General features: G+C 64.1%; 3 protein-coding genes. All 3 read left to right on the top strand.

Features of this window, described 5'->3' with window-relative positions:
• The first annotated feature begins 214 nt into the window (after positions 1-214).
• A complete protein-coding gene (locus tag CYR52_RS09060) occupies positions 215-4876 on the top strand; it encodes an Ig-like domain-containing protein (protein WP_101828463.1) in 4662 nt (1553 codons plus the stop codon).
• 629 nt (positions 4877-5505) lie between these two features.
• Positions 5506-11061: an Ig-like domain-containing protein gene (locus CYR52_RS09055; protein WP_101828462.1), complete on the top strand. Its 5556-nt coding sequence runs from the start codon at positions 5506-5508 to the stop codon at positions 11059-11061.
• 604 nt (positions 11062-11665) lie between these two features.
• The gene (locus tag CYR52_RS09050) at positions 11666-18091 is read left to right on the top strand and encodes an Ig-like domain-containing protein (RefSeq protein ID WP_101828461.1); all 6426 of its coding nucleotides are present in this window, start codon (positions 11666-11668) and stop codon (positions 18089-18091) included.
• Positions 18092-18527: the final 436 nt, after the last annotated feature.

The raw sequence follows: 18527 nt of genomic DNA, 5'->3' as shown, positions 1-18527 counted from the left end.
CGCCCCGGTGGCGGATCATTGCCTATCAGGGCGGGATGTTATTTTATTCGCGTTATTAATTAACCTTTTTATTCTTTTTTTGCCTTTCTGCACCAGTCTGGAAAGCGTAACGCCATGATCGTTGAGTCTTTATGGAATCGCCACGCGGTTTATTTCCATTCATCAGAATATACCGCAGGGCAATTATTCAGGATTATTAAATAAGAGGCAGTATATGACTACCACGCGTTCCTCCCGCTCTACCGGCAACCTTATTTCCTCTGCGTCCGATGAAAACGCCCTGAGTGCGCTGGCCGTGCAGGCAACCGCCGCCACCACTGACGTGCAGGCCGCTGTGACCCCGACAATTACCATTGACCCCGTTAGCGGGGACAATATTCTCACGGCATATGAAAAAAATTTTTTTCAGACCAGCATCCTGAGCGGCACCACCACCGGCATTGCACCCGGGTCTACCCTTGACATCGATTTCGGCCCCTTTGAGCAATCGGAGTCGGCGATAGTCCAGGCGAACGGCAGCTGGCGCGCGGAAATCCCCTCGCAGTTAAGTAACATGGTCAGACTGGGCGGTGGCCATGCCGATGTGTCTGCAAGCTCGGCAGAAGGGACAATCGCCAGCGACAGCGTGTCGATATTGGTAAAACCTGCCTGGCCCTCACTGATTGTCTATCCGTTTGCCGGTGATAGCATCCTCAGCGGCCCGGAAGGCCAGGCCACCCAGACCCTGAGCGGCACTACCCATTATGTGGAAGCGGGGCAGACGGTCACCCTGACGCTCAACGGCCACACCTACACCGCAACGGTCAATGAGAGCGGAGAATGGCGCACCAGCGTCCCGGCGGCTGAGGTGGCCGCGCTGCCTGACGGCGCACAGATTATCGCTACCGTCAGCAACCTGGCCGGGCAGGAAGCCGCGAGTTACAGCAGGCTGACGGTAGACAGCAGCCTGCCCTCCCTGACCATGAACCCTTTTGTCGGCGACTATGTGCTGAGCGACCTGGAAGCATTGCGGCCGCAGACCCTGAGCGGCACTACCACCGGCATTGAAGCGGGGCAGACCGTCACCCTTACCCTGAACTATAAAACCTACAGCGCCACCGTCGCGGCAGACGGCAGCTTCACCACCACGGTGCCGGCCGCCGATCTGCTGGCACTCTATAACGGGGAGGAGCAGATCACCGCCGTCGCGACTAACCTGACCGGGCAGGTGACACGCAGCATTGAAACGCTGACGGTGGACTATACCGCCCAAAAACTTCTGGTAAACCCGGTGGCCGGGGATGACTACATCAATTCCGAGGAAATGTCTCGTATTTACGTCAGCGGCAGCGCACCCACCCTCCCGCAGAACACCTACATAACAGTCGATTTTGCGGATAAAAGCTATTACACCCAGACCAAAGCAGACGGGAGCTGGAGCCTCTATATCGAGAATGTCGAGGATGTCCCTAACGGCCGGTATCCCTTTACCTTCAGCGCGCCGGGCAGTGCGACGGTAACCCGCGAGGTGGGCGTCTATAGCCAGTATGACTCACGCGGGGTGACGATTGACACTCCCTTTGGCGATGGCGTGCTGACGCCCGAAGAGGCAGCGCAGGATCAGGTCTTGACCGGCACCGTCGTGAAGGGGATACAGCAGGTTAAGGTCATTTTCTTCCTCGACACTTTTCAGGCTGACGTAGATGCGAACGGCCACTGGGCGTTCACCGCCCCTTCGGCCATCTTGCAGGACCTGCACCGTTTTGCAGAAAGGAATGTCTTTTATATTGAGGTGTCTGCCGAGGATGTGGCAGGGAACTATATGTCTTCGTCATACCCCATTGAAATCGTCCCCGGCAATATCCACCTGACCCTGGATCCGGTGACCGGGGATAACCGCATCACGGCGGCGGATGCGGTGGCAGGCGTCGTGCTCAGCGGCACTGCCGACCCCATCGCGACGGGGCTGACGGTGACGGTGACGCTCAACGGCGTGGCCCATACCACCGTCATCAAGGATGACGGCAGCTGGTCGGTGCCGATCCCTACGACAGAAATTATCAACTTACCGGACGGTACCGTCACCGCGACGGCCAGCGTACCGGGCAATACGCCGCTCTCGCTCGACGTGGCCGTGGGGATTCAGGCCAGCCCCACGCCGGCATTTGACCTGCCGTTTGGTGACGGCGTATTGACGGCAGAGGAGGCGGCCACCGACCAGTTGCTCACCGGCACCACCGGCGTCTCCGGCAGCGGGCAGTCAGTGACCCTGACGCTGAACGGCAAAACCTATGCCGCTGCCGTCGATAATGACGGCCACTGGCAGGCCACGCTCCCGGCGGTGGATTTGCAGGCGCTGCCGGAGGGTGCTGCGGCGCTGTCAGTGCTGGCCACCGATGCGGCCGGTAACAGCGGCAGCGCGGCCACCACTGCCCAGGTGGATTTGGTTTTCGCCCCCATCAGCATCAACCCAGTGGCCGGTGACAACCTGATCAACTATGCGGAAGGCAAGGCGGGGATCACCCTGAGCGGTATGACGGACGGGTTGCCGGCCGGTACCGGGCTGACCCTGACTATACTCCAGCACCCGAGCGACGGCGGCATCCGGTATTATCACACCACCACCCGCGAAGACGGCAGCTGGTCGTATAAGATCTCGAGTGACGAGCTCTACGGATACTGGAATCGGGTGGACCAACAGACGCTGACGGTGAAAGCGCCGGACGGGCGGAGTGCCAGCATACAGATTGGCATGCATTACGACTCCGCCACGGCCCAGCTTGATACGCCGTTTGGCAACGAGGTGCTCAACGCGGAGAAGGCCGCCGTTGACCAGCTGCTCACCGGCACCACCGGCCTGCGCGGGCCGGGGCAGACGGCGACCGTCACGATGGAAGGCATCACCTACAACGGGACGGTTGATGAAGAGGGGAACTGGCAGCTGATCCTGCCGTCCTCTGCGTTGCAGGCGCTGGCCGGTAAAGATTTCACCACGCTTATCGTTACCGTGAGTGACATTGCCGGTAACACTGCGACCGAGGACCGGTATTTCGTCACCGTTGACCTGGTTGCGCCGACCCTGACGCTGGAGCCGGTCGCCGGGGATAACGTGATCACCTTCGCCGAGGCGGAAAAGGATATCACCCTCAGCGGCACCTCCTCCGAACCCTATGCGACAGTGACGATAACACTCGGTGGCCTGACCCTCACCACCGAGGCCGGGAGTAACGGCATCTGGCAGATCACCATCCCGGCGCATACCCTCAGCGGCCGCGACGGCAGCTTCCCGGATGGCACCTATCAGTTGGTGCTCACGGCAAACGACGACCACGGCAACACCACCACCACCACCCAGGATCTGCGCCTGGAGGTGGAATCCACCGTCCGCCCGGTGCTGCGCATCCATAACATCTCCGGGGATAACCTGATCAACGGCGCGGAACTCCAGAGCGACCAGGTCATCACCGGCAGCTCAGAGAACGTGGAGAGCGGGCAGACGCTGAGCCTGAAAATCGGCAGCGTCACCTACACCACCCAGGTACAGCCGGGCGGCGGCTGGTCGCTGCTGGTGCCGGCTGCGGATCTGGCGGCGCTGGGCGATGGCGGGTTGACGCTGCGCGCCAGCGTCATGGACGCGGCCGGCCACCGCGCCACCGCCAGCCGCAACCTCAACATCAAAAGTGACCGTGACGGCCTGAGCATCGACCCGGTCACCGGCGACAACCTGATCAACGGTGACGAAGCGGGCGGCGCGATCACCCTGACCGGCCACACCGACGGCGTGCAGCATGGGGCGACAGTACAACTGACGCTGAACAGCAAACACTACACCGCCACCGTGGGGGAAGACGGCAACTGGTCGGCGATGCTCCCGGCGGCCGATGTGGCAGCACTGAAAGCGGGCAGCGCCACGCTGACCGCCTGCGTGAAAAGCGCCGGCGGCCAGATGCTCTACGCCAAAGCGGTATTGACGGTGGACACCACCGCCCCTGAACTGGCATTTAACCCAGCTACAGGTGACAACCGGATAAGCCAGCAGGAGGTGCAGGCGGGCTTCTCCCTGACCGGCAGCGCCGGGATGGCCGCCGCCGGGCTGCTGGTGCTGGTGGTGCTTAACGGCGTGGAGTATCACGGTAAGGTGCAGGCGAGCGGTGACTGGTCGGTGGCGATCCCGCCTGAGGCACTGGCCGACCAACCGGCCGGTGACTACCCGCTGACGGTGAGCCTCACGGACGTCGCCGGCAACCTGACCACGGTGACCAGTGCGATCACGCTGGACGCGGCACCGGATACCGATAGCGCCGAACAGCTTTCCGCGCTGACGGTCACCAGCCAGGCGGTGGCGGCAGATAACGCCGACAGCACCCTGACCAGCGCGCTGGTCACGCCGGAAGCGGCCGCTGCGGAGACCCCGGCCGGGCACGGCACCTACGCCATCGGCGGGCAGACGCTGACCCTGACAGAACACGGCGGTGAAGCCCTCGGCGGCAGCGGCAATGACACCATTGTGTTGCACACCCTGGACTTCCTGCACATCGACGGCGGCAGCGGCACCGACACGCTGCTGCTGGCGGGCAGCGACCAGCACCTCGACCTCACCGCGCTCGGGCTGAAGATAGAGAACATCGATATCTTTGACCTCGGCAACGGCAGCAACAGCCTGACGCTGGGGCTGCATGAGGCCGAAACGGTGCGCGACCAGCCGGAAGAGAACCTGTTTATCCGCGGGCAAGACGGCAGCCAGCTTGTGCTTACCGGCGATAACACCTGGGAAACCAGTGGCCAGCGCGAAGTCGGCGGCCTGACCTTTGACGTTTACCACGCCACCGGGCTGGAAAACGCCGATGCGCTGGGCGACCTGCTGGTGCAGCACGGTATTCAGGTGCAGCAGGTGTAACCCAAAACAGCCTGTTATTTATATCAGGGGCCGCTATTGTGGCCCTTTTTTATTGCCGCTTCGCTGTTTATTCTTTTAAACAGCAGATGAAATGGCGGTTTATTTTGGACGCCGTTAATAGGCGCTGGGTTATCTGCGATTCAGCTCCCATAATGAATAAAATCGCCGGGCGGAAGTTGCAGGCTATTTAATCTGCCAGGAAATAAGCCTATTATTTAACCTGATTTTAACAATGGCTAAATTTGTTAAAACCGGGGCAGGTGACAATGCCAGGCGCGGGGGTGGCCTGTAACGCCCTGTTTTTGTGTGTAACCCCCCATCTCTTTGAGCATAAAGGTTATTTCTGCCCGGCGTGTGCAGTGAAAAACAGAACAGATAAGCAGGGCTGAAAAGGAAATTCAACGCGGTGGTTATTTAAAAAACATTGCTTATCAATACACAGGAATAATGCACAGGAAAATAACCGTTTTCATAGGGTGATTTTTTATTCAGGTTCGCTCATTAAAAAGAGGTACGCCTTGCCGGGCAGGGTGTACAGATAATTTTCCATCTCCTTTTTGCCTCCGAATGAAATAAGCGGGGGCGTTCAGGATGGAATGTAGTCCGTTTTTTTAAATAAGAGGCAGCCTATGAAAAATAACCCAGAACTTTCCCGTTATTCCGGCGCGTCAGACATGAGCCGCGCCGGGGTGGTGGCCGCCGCCGCGAGCAGCGCGCTGGCCGTCCCGGTGCTGGCCATCAACCCGCTGGTGCCGGACAACGTCATTAACTTTGCCGAAGCGGAACAGGATATTGTTGTCAGCGGCACCTCCTCGCTGGAGAGCGCGCTGGTCACCGTAACCCTCGGCAGCCAGACCTTTACCGCCCAGACCGGGGCCGGGGGCGACTGGCAGTTCACCATCCCGGCGCATACCCTCAGCGCCCGTGACGGCAGTTTCCCGGACGGCACCTATTCGCTGGTTGCCGAAGCCGCGGATGGCGACGGCAACCCTGTTTCCGCCACACGGGAACTGCGGATCAACGCCGACCCCGCCTCACTGCCCTCGTTAAGCGGTGGGCTGGACAATATCCTGACGGGTGCGGAGCACCAGGTCGCGCAGGCGATTTACGGCACTGCCCAGAACGTGGAAGCCGGGCAGGTGGTGACCGTCAGCCTGAATGAAAAAAGCTACACCGCCGTGGTGCAGGCCGACGGCAGCTGGAGCCTGATTATCCCGGCGGCGGACATCGCCGCCCTGCCCAACGGGGCCAATATCCTGCTGGCCGACGTCACTGACAGCGCCGGTAACCCGGCGGAAACGGTGATCAACCGTTTTGCGGTGGAAGACACGCTGGACGGCATCGCCATCGATACACTGGCCGGGGATAACCGCCTCAATGCGCAGGAGGCGCAAAGCGATCTGACCGTGCAGGGGGCCTCCAGCAATCTGGCGCAGGGCACGCCCGTAACCCTGACGCTGAACGGCCAGAGCTACAGCGGCACCGTGGCGGCTGATGGCCTCTGGAGCATCACCGTGCCCGCCGCCGACCTTCAGGCGCTGTCCGATGGGCCGGTCACGGCAGAAGTCACCACCGTTAACGCCGCCGGTGACCCGCTGACGGACAGCCTGACCCTGGGCGTCTACGCCGGTGCGCTGCCGCAGATCTCTATCGATTTCCCCATTTCAATCAACGCTGAGCGCGCCCAGCAGGACCAGAGCCTGACCGGCACCGCCAGCGTCAACGGGCTTAACCCGGTTGTCAGCGTCACCCTCGACGGCCAGACCTACCAGGGGCCGGTGGGCAGTGACGGCACCTGGCGCGTCACGCTGCCTGCCGGTGTCCTGCAAACCCTGGATGACGGCAACTACCCGCTGACCGCCACCGTGACCGATATGGCGGGCAACAGCCGCAGCGCCACCAGCCAGCTGGAGGTGGATGTCACCGCGCCAACGCTGACCTTCGACCCGGTCACCGGGGACGACACGCTGGACCGCGCGGAGCTGCTGGCGGGCATCACCCTTACCGGCCACAGTGACGAACTGGGCACCAGTGTCTTCGTTACCTTCAACGGCAATAACTATTATGGCTCTGTGGACGGCGACGGGCTGTGGAACGTGGTGCTCTCCCCGGCGGCGCTGAACGGCCTCGCGCCGGGCAGCTATACCGTGACGGCCAGGGTGGGCGATGGGTTCCTTAATGAAACCCTCGTGAGCCGTGAAATCACCGTTGCAGAGACCGACCTGCCGCGGCTGATCATTGACCCGTTCACCGGTGACAGCGAGCTGAACAGCGCCGAACGCGGCGTGGCGCAGGAGCTGACCGGCACCACCACCAACGTGGAGGCGGGGCAGACCATCACCGTCACCTTTAACGACACCACCTACACCGCTGACGTGGAGGCGGACGGCAGCTGGCGGCTGATTGTGCCGCAGGCCGACCTGGCTGAACTGGGTGTGGTGCGCCCGCGCTATGACCTCACCGCCACTGTCAGCAACGCCGGGGGCGAGAGCGTCACCGCCACCGAAGAGGTGACGGTGGTCACCGGCCGCACGGCAGTGGCCATCGGGATTGTGGCCGGGGATAACCAGCTCGACACCGCCGAAGCCGCCAACAACCTGACGGTCAGCGGCGTGGTGATCGGCGTGCCGGCGGACAACACCGTCACCGTGACGCTGGGCGGCCAGAGCTACACCGCGCTGGTGCAGAGTGATAACACCTGGAGCCTGCAAATCCCGGCCGGGGATCTGGCTGACCTGACCAGCGGCGTCTACACCATTACCGCCGACGCGCTGGACACCAACACCGTGCCGGTCAGTGACACGCTCACCCTGAGGGTCGCGTTCGATGACTTCCGCCTCGACCCGCTGACCGAAGACAACATCCTGACTGCGGAGGAAACAGCCAACGACGTCGTCATCAGCGGCCATGCGCCGGTGAGCGCGGCGGGCGGCACCGTGGTGGTCACCGCCTTTGAGGACCCGGCCTACCGCTACACCGGCACCGTGGCGGCTGACGGCACCTGGCAGGTGACCGTACCGGCGGGCAGTTTCAGCGGCGTCACTAATGGCGTCTATACCCTGGCGGCAGAACTCACCGCCCCGGACGGCACGCTCACCACCACCAGCCACAACGTCACCTTTAACACGCAGCCCTTCAGCGGCGGCTTCGTGTTTTACCCCTTTGCCGGGGATGATGTGGTCGATGCCGGGGAGCAGGCGCAGGATCAGATCCTCGACGGCACCTTCTTCCTGGACGACAGCCCCACGGGTGAGGGCGTGGCCGGGCTGGCGGTGACGATCCGGATGACCTCGTTTGACGGCCAGAGCTTTATCTACACCACCACCACCGGCATCGGCGGCTACTGGCAGGTCACGGTTCCGGCGGCCGATCTGGCCCAGTTGCCTGACGGCCGGGTTGACCTCGCCGGCAGCGTCACGGACGGCGCAGGCAACACCCTCAGCAATGAAAATGTCTTTGTGGTGCTGGCCGACCCCGGCACCCTTACCATTGACCCGATCGCCGGGGATAACGTGCTGACGCCGGAGGAAGCCGCCGCCGGGCTGGTCATCAGCGGCAGCAGCCACTTTATGGCGATGCCGCTGGATGTGCAGGTGACGATCAACGGCGTGACCCACAGCTTCTCTGATTACAGTGAAGACTGGGCCGTGACCTTCACCCCGCAGGAGCTGGCCGGGCTGCCCGATGGCCCGCTCACCGTCACCGTCACCGCCTACGATCTGGCCGGTAACCTGATCACCGCCACCGCGCCGCTCACTGTCGAACTGGGCGACCTGCAACCGTTGACCTTTGACCCGTTCGGCGGCAGCGACAACTATCTGGATGAAGATGAGCTGGAGAGCGACCAGCTGCTCAGCGGCCGGGCGGAAAACAGCCCGGCGGGCAGCATCGTGACCCTGACGCTGGGCGGCTTTACCTATCAGGCGGAGGTGCAGGCGGACCACAGCTGGAGCGTGCTGATCCCATCTGCGGATCTGAAAACCCTGCCGGATGACCCGACCACCGACATCCTCGGCAGCATCACCGACGCGGGCGGCAACCTGCTGGCGGTGGGCAGCCACAGCTTCCTGCTCTACCGCACGCCGGGGCAGCTTAACATCGATACCCTGGCCGGTGACGGTACCCTGACCGCTGACGAGGCCAACGCCCCGCTGGTGATTAGCGGCACCATTACCAACGGGCAGGTGGGGGCGGCAGTGACCGTTGACCTGAACGGCCACCTCTACCAGACCACGGTCACGGCCTCTGACGGCAGCTGGAGCGTGACGGTGCCGGTGGCGGATCTGGCGCTGCTGGGCAACACCGGCTACTGGGTCTCGGCGACCTCCACCGATCTCAGCGGCAATCAGATAAGCGGCCTGAACCTGCTGACGGTGGATCTCTCCGCGCCGGTCATCACCCTCGACCCGATCGCCGGGGATAACATCATCAACGCCGCCGAGGCGGCCGCCGGGGTGACGATCAGCGGCCAAAGCTCCGAAGCGGGCGGCACGGTCAACCTGTTGCTTAACGGCGTAACGTACCACGCTGCGGTCAATGACGAGGGCCAGTGGCAGGTCACGCTGCCGCGCAGCACGCTGGCCGGGCTTGATGACGGCCGCTATACGCTGACCCTCAGCCAGACCGGCCCCAACGGCCAGACCACCACCCTCACCGAGTCCCTGCTGCTGGACGCCGACCCGGCCAACCGGCCGGTGCTGCGCATCCATAAAGTCTCCGGGGATAACGTGCTGAACGGCGCAGAGATCCAGAGCGACCAGATTATCTCCGGCAGCTCGGAGAATGTGGAAAGCGGGCAGACGCTGAGCCTGAAAGTGGGCGGCGTCACCTACACCACCCAGGTGCAGGCGGGCGGCGTCTGGTCGCTGATTGTCCCGGCGGAAGACCTGGCGGCGCTGGGCAACGGCGGTGAAACATTGCGCGCCAGCGTCACGGATACCTCCGGTAACCGCGCCACCGCCAGCCGCACCATCAGCCTCCACAGCCACCGCGACGGCCTGAGCATCGACCCGGTTACCGGTGACAACCTGATCAACGCCACGGAGGCCGACGGTGCCATCACCGTCACCGGCCATACCGACGGCGTGCCGCGCGGGGCGACGGTGCATTTAACCCTCAATGGTGAACACTACACCGCCAAAGTCGGCCGGGACGGCAGCTGGTCAGCGACCCTCCCGGCGGCGGATGTGGCGGCGCTGGAGGAGGGATGCAACACGCTGAAAGCGAGCGTCAGAGGCGCGGGCTGGCAACGCCTGCACGCCAAAGCGGTGCTGACGGTGGACACCACCGCGCCGGAGCTGGCGTTTAACCCGGTCTCCGGCGATAACCGGATAAGCCACCAGGAGGCGCAGGCGGGCTTTGCGCTGACCGGCAGCGCCGGGATTGCGGCGGCCGGGCTGCTGGTGCTGGTGGTGCTCAACGGCGTGGAGTATCACGCCACGGTGCAGGAGGCGGGGAACTGGGCGGTCGCGATCCCGGCGGAGGCGCTGGCGGAGCAACCGGCCGGTGACTACGCGCTGACAGTGAGCCTGACGGATGTCGCCGGAAACCTGGCCTCGATGACCCATACCGTGACGCTGGAGGCGGCCCCGGATGCCGCTGACAGCGAAGCCGCACGGGCCGTCGCCGGGCAGGCCACCGCAGACAGCGCCGACAGCACCCTGACTACTGCGCTGGTGACGCCGGAGGCAACGGCAACGGACACGGCAGACGGGACGTACGCCATCGGCGGCCAGACGCTGACCCTGGCGGAGAGCGGCGGCGAAGCGGTGGGCGGCAGCGGCAATGACACCATCCTGCTGAACACGCTGGACTTCCTGCATATCGACGGCGGCAGCGGCACGGATACCCTGTTACTGGCCGGGACGGATCAGCATCTGGATCTCACCGCGCTCGGGCTGAAGATCGAAAACATCGACATCTTCGACCTCGGCAACGGCAGCAACAGCCTGACGCTGGGGCTGCACGAGATGGAAAGCGTGCGCGACCAGCCGGAAGAGAGCCTGTTTATCCGTGGCGCAGACGGCAGCCGCCTGATGCTTGCCGGCGATAACACCTGGGAAACCCACGGCCAGCGCGAGGCAGGCGGCCTGACCTTTGACGTCTACCACGCCACCGGGCTGGAAAGTGCCGAGGCGCTGGGGGATTTGCTGGTACAGCACGGTATTCAGGTGCAGCAGGTATAACAGGCGATCGATTTAACAAAAACAGGTGGCCTGAACCCCTGAAATAAGTGAACGAGGCCGGGGCAACCCGGCCTTATTTATCGGGTTGATTAACCGGCAATCGGAATAACGGCCATAATAGCGCCCTAAAAAGGATAAAATATTCTAATGATTTCTTTGTTATTTTAATGATGCGGCTTTTTATTTTATTCGGCCTTATATGGACGAATATGCGGGCGTTCCCGGAAAAAGGAGAAATATCAAAAAGTCACTGATAACGTTTATTTCCATCCGGTTATTTCTTTTGGTTATGCCGTGTTTACGTAACACGTTTCAGGACTTTTCTTAGATCAATCCCGGTGGGTTTTTCCCATAGACTTCCTGTCAGGCCGGAATATCCGGCCCTTTTATTTTTCTAAAAAACAGTGTTTATCGATTATTACGATAACCTCAGGCCCTTTTTTGCTTTTTTTGCCCGGCGTTTTATGACGGTATTTCACCAGACTGGAAAACACAGAGAGCCGCCGCAGACGGGGGCTTTTGGATTAATGCACGTTGAGCTGTGGCTCTGCTCCAGGGGCACCCGGCATCAGCGCGTGATGACGATTCCTACAAGAGGCCGTTTATGGCAACCGCAACCTACAACTCCCGTAACGCCGGCAGCCTTATCGCCCCGCTGGCCGCCAGTGACCTGATCATCGACCCCCTCTCCGGTGATAATGCCCTCAATGCCGCCGAAGCAGCACAACCGCTGGTCATCAGCGGCACCACCACCCAGACCGCGCCCGACAGCAGCGTCACGGTACTGCTGAATGACGTCCCTTACAGCGCCGCGGTGAACGCGGACGGCACCTGGCGCGCCACGGTGCCGGTGGAGGCCGTCAGCGCCTTGCCGGACGGCCCCCAGCCGGTGGTGGCGACCATCACCCTGGCGGACGGCAGCACCCAGCGCACGGAGGCCACGCTGGCCGTGCACGTCACCAACCTGCCGCAGGCGGTGCTGAACCCGCCCGCCACCCTTAACCTGGCGCAGACGCAAAGCGACCAGACGCTGACCGGCAGCACCGGCGTCAGCGGTGATGGCCAGAGCGTGGTGGTTGCGCTGAACGGCCAGACCTACCGCGGGGAGGTGGCGGCCGACGGCAGCTGGAGCGTGACGCTGCCGTCCGGCGCGTTGCAGGCGCTGGCGGAGGGCAGCTACCCGGTAAACGTGACGGTGACCGATGCCGCCGGTAACCTCAGCACCACCGGCGGCAGCCTGGCGCTGGACATCACCGCGCCGCAACTGGCCATCGACCCGGTCACCGGGGATAACCTGCTGAACCAGCGCGATGTGCAGAACGGCATTACCGTCACCGGCCAGTCCGGTGAGGCGGGCAGCACGGTCACGGTGGACTTTAACAACCAGGCTTATACCGCCACGGTGGCCGCAGACGGCACCTGGCGGGTGGCGGTGCCCGCGGCTGACCTGGCCGGCCTGACCGGTGATTATGCCCTGACCGCCACCACCACCGACAGCGCAGGCAACCCGGCCACCGCCCGCCAGACCGTAACGGTGGACAACAGCAACCTGCCGCAACTGGCGATTACCCCGTTCACCGGCGACAACCGGCTCGACAGCGCAGAGCGCGGCGTGGCGCAGGAGCTGAACGGCACCACCACCAACGTGGAAGCCGGGCAGGTGGTGACCGTGACGCTGAATAACCACACCTACCTGGCACCGGTGCAGGCGGACGGCAGCTGGCACCTGATCGTGCCGCAGGCGGATATGTCCCTGTTGCCCACCGGCGCCCTCACGCTCAGTGCCGGCGTGGCGGATGCGGCGGGGAACACCGCCAGCACGCGGGAAACCCTCACGGTGGTGAGCGGCGGGCAGACGGTGGCGATCGACACCCTGGCGGGGGACAATATCCTCAATGCGGCCGAGGCCACCACCGACCTCACCCTCAGCGGCGTGGCGCAGGGGCTGGCGGCCGGTAATACCGTGACGGTCACGCTCAACGGCGTCACTTACACCACCACCCTGACCAGCAACGCCACCATCAACGGCGGCACCACCTGGCGCGCCACCGTCCCGGCGGCCGACCTGGCCGCGCTGGAGGACGGCAGCTACAGCGTGACCGCCGAGGTGCGTAACAGCAGCGGTGGCCTGATCACCTCCACGCAGGATCTGCTGGTGGTGATCAACACCCAGCCGGAGTTGCTGAATAATACGCCGTTCGGCGACGGCTACCTGAACGTGGCCGAGGCGGCCGCCGGGCAGACGCTCTCCGGCTATACCGGCGTCACCGGGGCAGGGCAGAGCGTCACGGTCTCGCTCTCCGGCCGGAACTTTACCGCCACGGTGGAGGAGAGCGGCCTCTGGCGCGCCGCCATCCCGGCGGAGGTGTTGCAGGCGCTGCCCAGCGGGCTGGTTACCTACACCGTCACCGCCAGTGACATCGCCGGGAATACGGTGTCCGGCCCCGGCGCCTTCACCGTGGACTTCACCCCGCCGGGCGTGCACATCAGCCCGCTGACCGCGGACAACATCGTCAATACGGAAGAAGCCGCCAGGGCGCTGACCCTGCAAGGCACTTCCGCCGATGTGCCGATCAACACCACCCTGGGGGCGGCCGTGGTGGTGACGCTGAACGGCGAAACCTACACCACCACCGTGACCGAGGACGGCATCTGGACGATCCCGCTGCCGCGCGGCGCGCTGGCCGGCCTGCCGGACGGCAGTTACCCGATCACCGCCACCATCATTGATGACGCCGGTAACAGCACCTCCGTCACCGGCGCGGTCACGCTGGCCGCCGGGCCGCTCAGCACCCCGGCGATCACCTTCGATGCCTTCGCCGGGGACAATGTGCTCAACAGCGCCGAGCAGAACACCGCCCAGACGCTGAGCGGCCACGCCGACCATGTGGAGGCCGGGCTGCTCGTCACCCTGACGTTGAACGGCCGCACCTATACTGCGGCGGTGCAGCCGGACGGCAGCTGGAGCACCGCCATCCCGGCCAATGACCTGCGCCTGCTCAGTGACGGCAGCCTGACCGTCAACGCCGCCGTCACCAACAGCGCGGGCAACAGCGCCACCGCCAGCGACATCCTGACGGTTGACCTCAACCGGGGCGGCATCAGCGTGAACCCGCTGGCCGGGGACGGGATGCTGAACGTCGCTGAACAGGCCGCGGGGCTGACCCTCAGCGGCACCACCGCCGGGGTGCCGGAGGGCAGCACCGTGACGGTTATCCTTAACGGCCAGAACTACACCACGCAGACCGACGGGCTGGGCCTCTGGACGCTGACCCTTCCCCCGGAGGCGCTGGCCGGGCTGCCGGACGGCCGCCAGACGGTCAACATCAGCACCTTTGACGCCGACGGCGACCCGGTCTTTACCACCGCGCCGCTTAACGTCTACCTGCACAGCCTGCCGCACCCGACGCTGGATACGCCGTTTGTGGATGGGCGGCTCAATGCCGCCGAGGTGCAGGCCCCGCAGACCCTCACCGGCCACACCGGGCTGACCGGCCCTGGGCAGAGCGTGAGCCTGGCGCTGGGCGGGCTTATCTACACCGGCACGGTGGATGAGAGCGGCGTCTGGCAACTGACCCTGCCGCCCTCTGCGTTCCGCGGGCTGGCGGAAGGCACCACCGCACTGGATGTGGTGGTGAGCGATCTGGCGGGCAACACCGCGCTTGTCAGCGGGAATGTACAGGTGGATTTCACCGCGCCGACGCTGGTGGTCAACACCATTGCCGGTGACAACATCGCCAACGCGCGCGAAATGGCGGCGGGCGTCTCCTTAAGCGGCAGCGGCTCGGAAGTGGGCGGCGTGGTGAACGTGACGGTGCTGTTCAACAACATTACCTATGAGGCCACGGTGCGGCCGGGCGGCGGCTGGAGCCTGCGCCTGCCGCCGGGCGCGCTGGTTAACCTGCCGGACGGCCGCTACGACCTCCAGGTGAGCCTGACGGATGCGGCGGGCAATACCGCCACAGAGACCCGGGCCCTGGTGCTGGACGGCAACGCCGCCACCCTGCCGCGCCTGCGGATCGACACCGTCTCCGGGGATAACCGGCTGCACGGGGCTGACCTGTTCAGTGACCAGATCATCACCGGCTCAGCGGACAATGTGGAAACCGGCCAGCGCGTGCAGCTGAAAATCGGCGCGAATACCTACACCACGGTGATTCAGGCGGGTGGGATCTGGTCGGTGACCCTGCCGGCGGAGGATCTGGCGGACCTGAACAGCGGGCGTGTCACCCTGCTCGGGCGCGTGACCGATGCCGCCGGTAACACGGCCACCGCCACCCGTTTTGTGAACGTCAACACTGACCGCGCCGGGTTGAGCATCGATCCGGTCACCGGCGATAACCTGATCAATGCGGCCGAGGCGGGCGCAGCGATTACCCTGAGCGGCCACGCCCTTGGGGTCGCCACCGGCACCGTGGTCAACCTGACGCTGAACGGCCACCGCTACACCGCCAGGGTGGACGCAGAGGGCCACTGGGCGACGGAAATCCCGGCGGCCGATGCGGCGCAGTTCCCTGACGGCATTCTGTCGCTGGTGGCCCGTTCGTCCAGCCTCAGCAGCGGGCAGCTCTACGCCAGCGCCGCGCTGGGTGTGGCAGTGAACACGCTGCCGGCACCCACGGTAAACACGCTGTTTGCCGATGGCCTGCTGGGCCAGGCGGACGCGGCGCAGCCGCTGGGGCAGAGTATCGCCGGGAACACCGGCATAACGGGTAACGGGCAGACGGTGGTGGTCAGTTTGAACGGCCAGCAGATCGCCGCGGTGGTGGAGGCCACCGGGGCCTGGAGCGCCACGCTGCCTGCCGCCTGGCTCACTGCTTTGCCGGACGGGCAGCACAGCGTGACCGTCACGGCCACCGATGCCGCCGGTAACCAGGCGCAGGCCGAAGGCAGCTTCCAGGTGGACTTCACGCCACCGGCGCTGACGCTGGACCCGCTCTCAGGCGATAACGTGCTGCTTAACAGCGACACCAACACCACCATTTCCGGCACCGCCGACCTGGACGCCGTGGGCCAGAAAGCGGTGGTCACGCTGTTTGGCGTGCCGTACCAGGCGGAAGTGCTGTGGGACGGCAGCTGGGCGCTCTACCTCAGCGGCCTGAACCAGATGCCGAACGGCATCTACCCGATCACCGTCAGCGTCGCTGATGCCGCCGGTAACGTCAGCACGCTGGAACAGGAGATCGAGGTAGCGCGCAACCTCGACATCGCCATCACCCGGAACGCGCTGACCGGGGATAATGTGCTGGATGCCGCAGAAGTGCAGGTGGACCAGGTCATCACCGGCAGCACCGTGGGCGTGGAAGCGGGGCAGACCCTGACGCTGCGCTTTAACGGCGTCAACTACACCACCACCGTGGCCTCCGGCGGGGAGTGGCGCGTGGCGATCCCGCAGTCCGCGCTGGCCGGGCTGGAAAACGGCGAGCGGATCGTCATTGAGGCGCGGGTTACCGATATCCACGGCAACCCGGCGGTGCAGAGCCAGGCCGCCACGGTCAACCTTGAACAGGGCGGGCTGGCCTTTAACCCGGTAGCCGGGGACAACACCCTGAATGCTGAAGAAGCCGCCGGGGCCGTGGTGCTCAGCGGCGTCACCGCCAGGGTCGCTGAGGGGGAAACGCTGTCGCTGGCGCTGGACGGCCACGCCTACAGCACCACCGTGGCGGCGGACGGCAGCTGGCGTTTCACCGTGCCCGCCGCGGATGTGGCGCTGCTGCCGGATGGCCAGGTGCCGCTGACCGCCTCGGTCACCGACGTGGACGGCACGCCGATCACCCAGACCATCGACCTCGGCGTGCACATCACCACGCTGCCCGCGCCGACCCTCAACACCCCGTTTGCTGACGGCGCACTGGGCGCGGCGGAAGCCGCGGTGGGGCAGGCGCTCTCCGGCACCACCGGCATCAGCGGTGACGGCCAGCAGGTCAGCGTGGCGGTGGGCGAAAACCGCTACAACGCCATTGTGAACAGCAGCGGCAACTGGACGGTGACGATCCCGGCGGCCGATCTCCAGGCCTTGCCGGAAGGGCGCGCCACCGTCACGGTGACGGCGCAGGATGCGGCAGGCAACAGCCGTGCGGTGTCCGGCACCTTTACCGTGGACTTCACCGCGCCGGAACTTCAGCTTAACCCGGTCACCGGCGACAACCTGATCACCGCGCGCGACGTGCAGAACGGCTTTGCCGTCACCGGCAGCACCACTGCCGCCGCGGCCGGGCTGCTGGTGGCGGTGGTGCTTAACAGCGTCAGCTACCATGCCACGGTACAGGAGAACGGCAACTGGTCGGCGGCAATCCCGGCACGGGCGCTGGCCGGGCAGCCGAACGGGGAGTACCCGCTGACGGCCAGCCTCACCGACGCGGCGGGCAACGTCACCACGCTCACCAGCCACATCACCCTCGGCACCGCGCCTGCGCCGGCGGCAACAGAGAGCACGGCGGCCCCGGAAGCGGCAACCGTGGCGGCGGCCGGCCATGAGGCCGCGGTGGCCGATCACGCAGGCAGCACGCTGAGTGCCGCGCCTGCCGCTGCTGAGGCGTCCCCGGCGGAGACGGCCTATTCCATCGGCGGGCAGGTTATTGATGTCACCACGCCCGGCAGTGATGTGCAGGGCGGCAGCGGCAATGACCTCTTTACGCTGCACACCACGGAGATCCAGCACCTGGACGGCGGCAGCGGCCTCGACACGCTGCTGCTGGCGGGCACCGATCAGCATCTGGACCTGTCGGCACTCGGGCTGGATGTGGCGCATATCGAGATCATTGACCTGGGCGAAAGCGGCACCAACAGCCTGCGGCTTGATGAGCGGAGCGCGCAAACCCTGACGGATCAGCCGGACGACAACCTGTTGGTGCGCGGGGCGGCGGGCAGCCAGCTCACGCTGGCAGGCGGCGGCGATGCCTGGGCGGCTGACGGCCAGCGGGTGGTGGACGGCCTGACGTTTGACGTCTACCACAACGGGGCGCTGGAGAGCGGCCATACCCTGGGGGATGTGCTGGTGCAGCACGGTATTCAGGTGCAACAGGCCTGAGTGACACCGCAACGACGCCAAGCCGGGGAAACCCGGCTTTTTTATGCCCGGCGGGCGGGCGGCAAAAGCGGCCCAGCCACGGCCGGGAAGGCCATAAAAAAAGATAACCAAAACCGATAAATCAATGCCCTGGACACCCCGCCCGGCCAATGCAGTGCGCGCTGCAAATACGATTCAGTCCGCACAAAAGATAAATTTTCCTGATGTGTCGTGTGCGTGGCTTCAAAAATGATAAAAGTTGTGTTTATTATGTGTGACTTAAGTTAAATTGTGATTCATTGAGTTAAATTTGTTTTAAATCAGCAGATTATTTGGATTATTTATTGTTATAAACCGGTTTATCTGACTTGATTTTGTAAAAATACCGTTCTGTAATAAATATTTTTTATCCCTTTGATAGATTTTTTTTCAAGCAGACACGGCTTTTGCCACATAT

It is taken from the genome of Chimaeribacter arupi (assembly GCF_002858805.1).
Taxonomy (GTDB): domain Bacteria; phylum Pseudomonadota; class Gammaproteobacteria; order Enterobacterales; family Enterobacteriaceae; genus Chimaeribacter; species Chimaeribacter arupi.
This window is presented reverse-complemented; position numbering and strand designations above follow the sequence as displayed.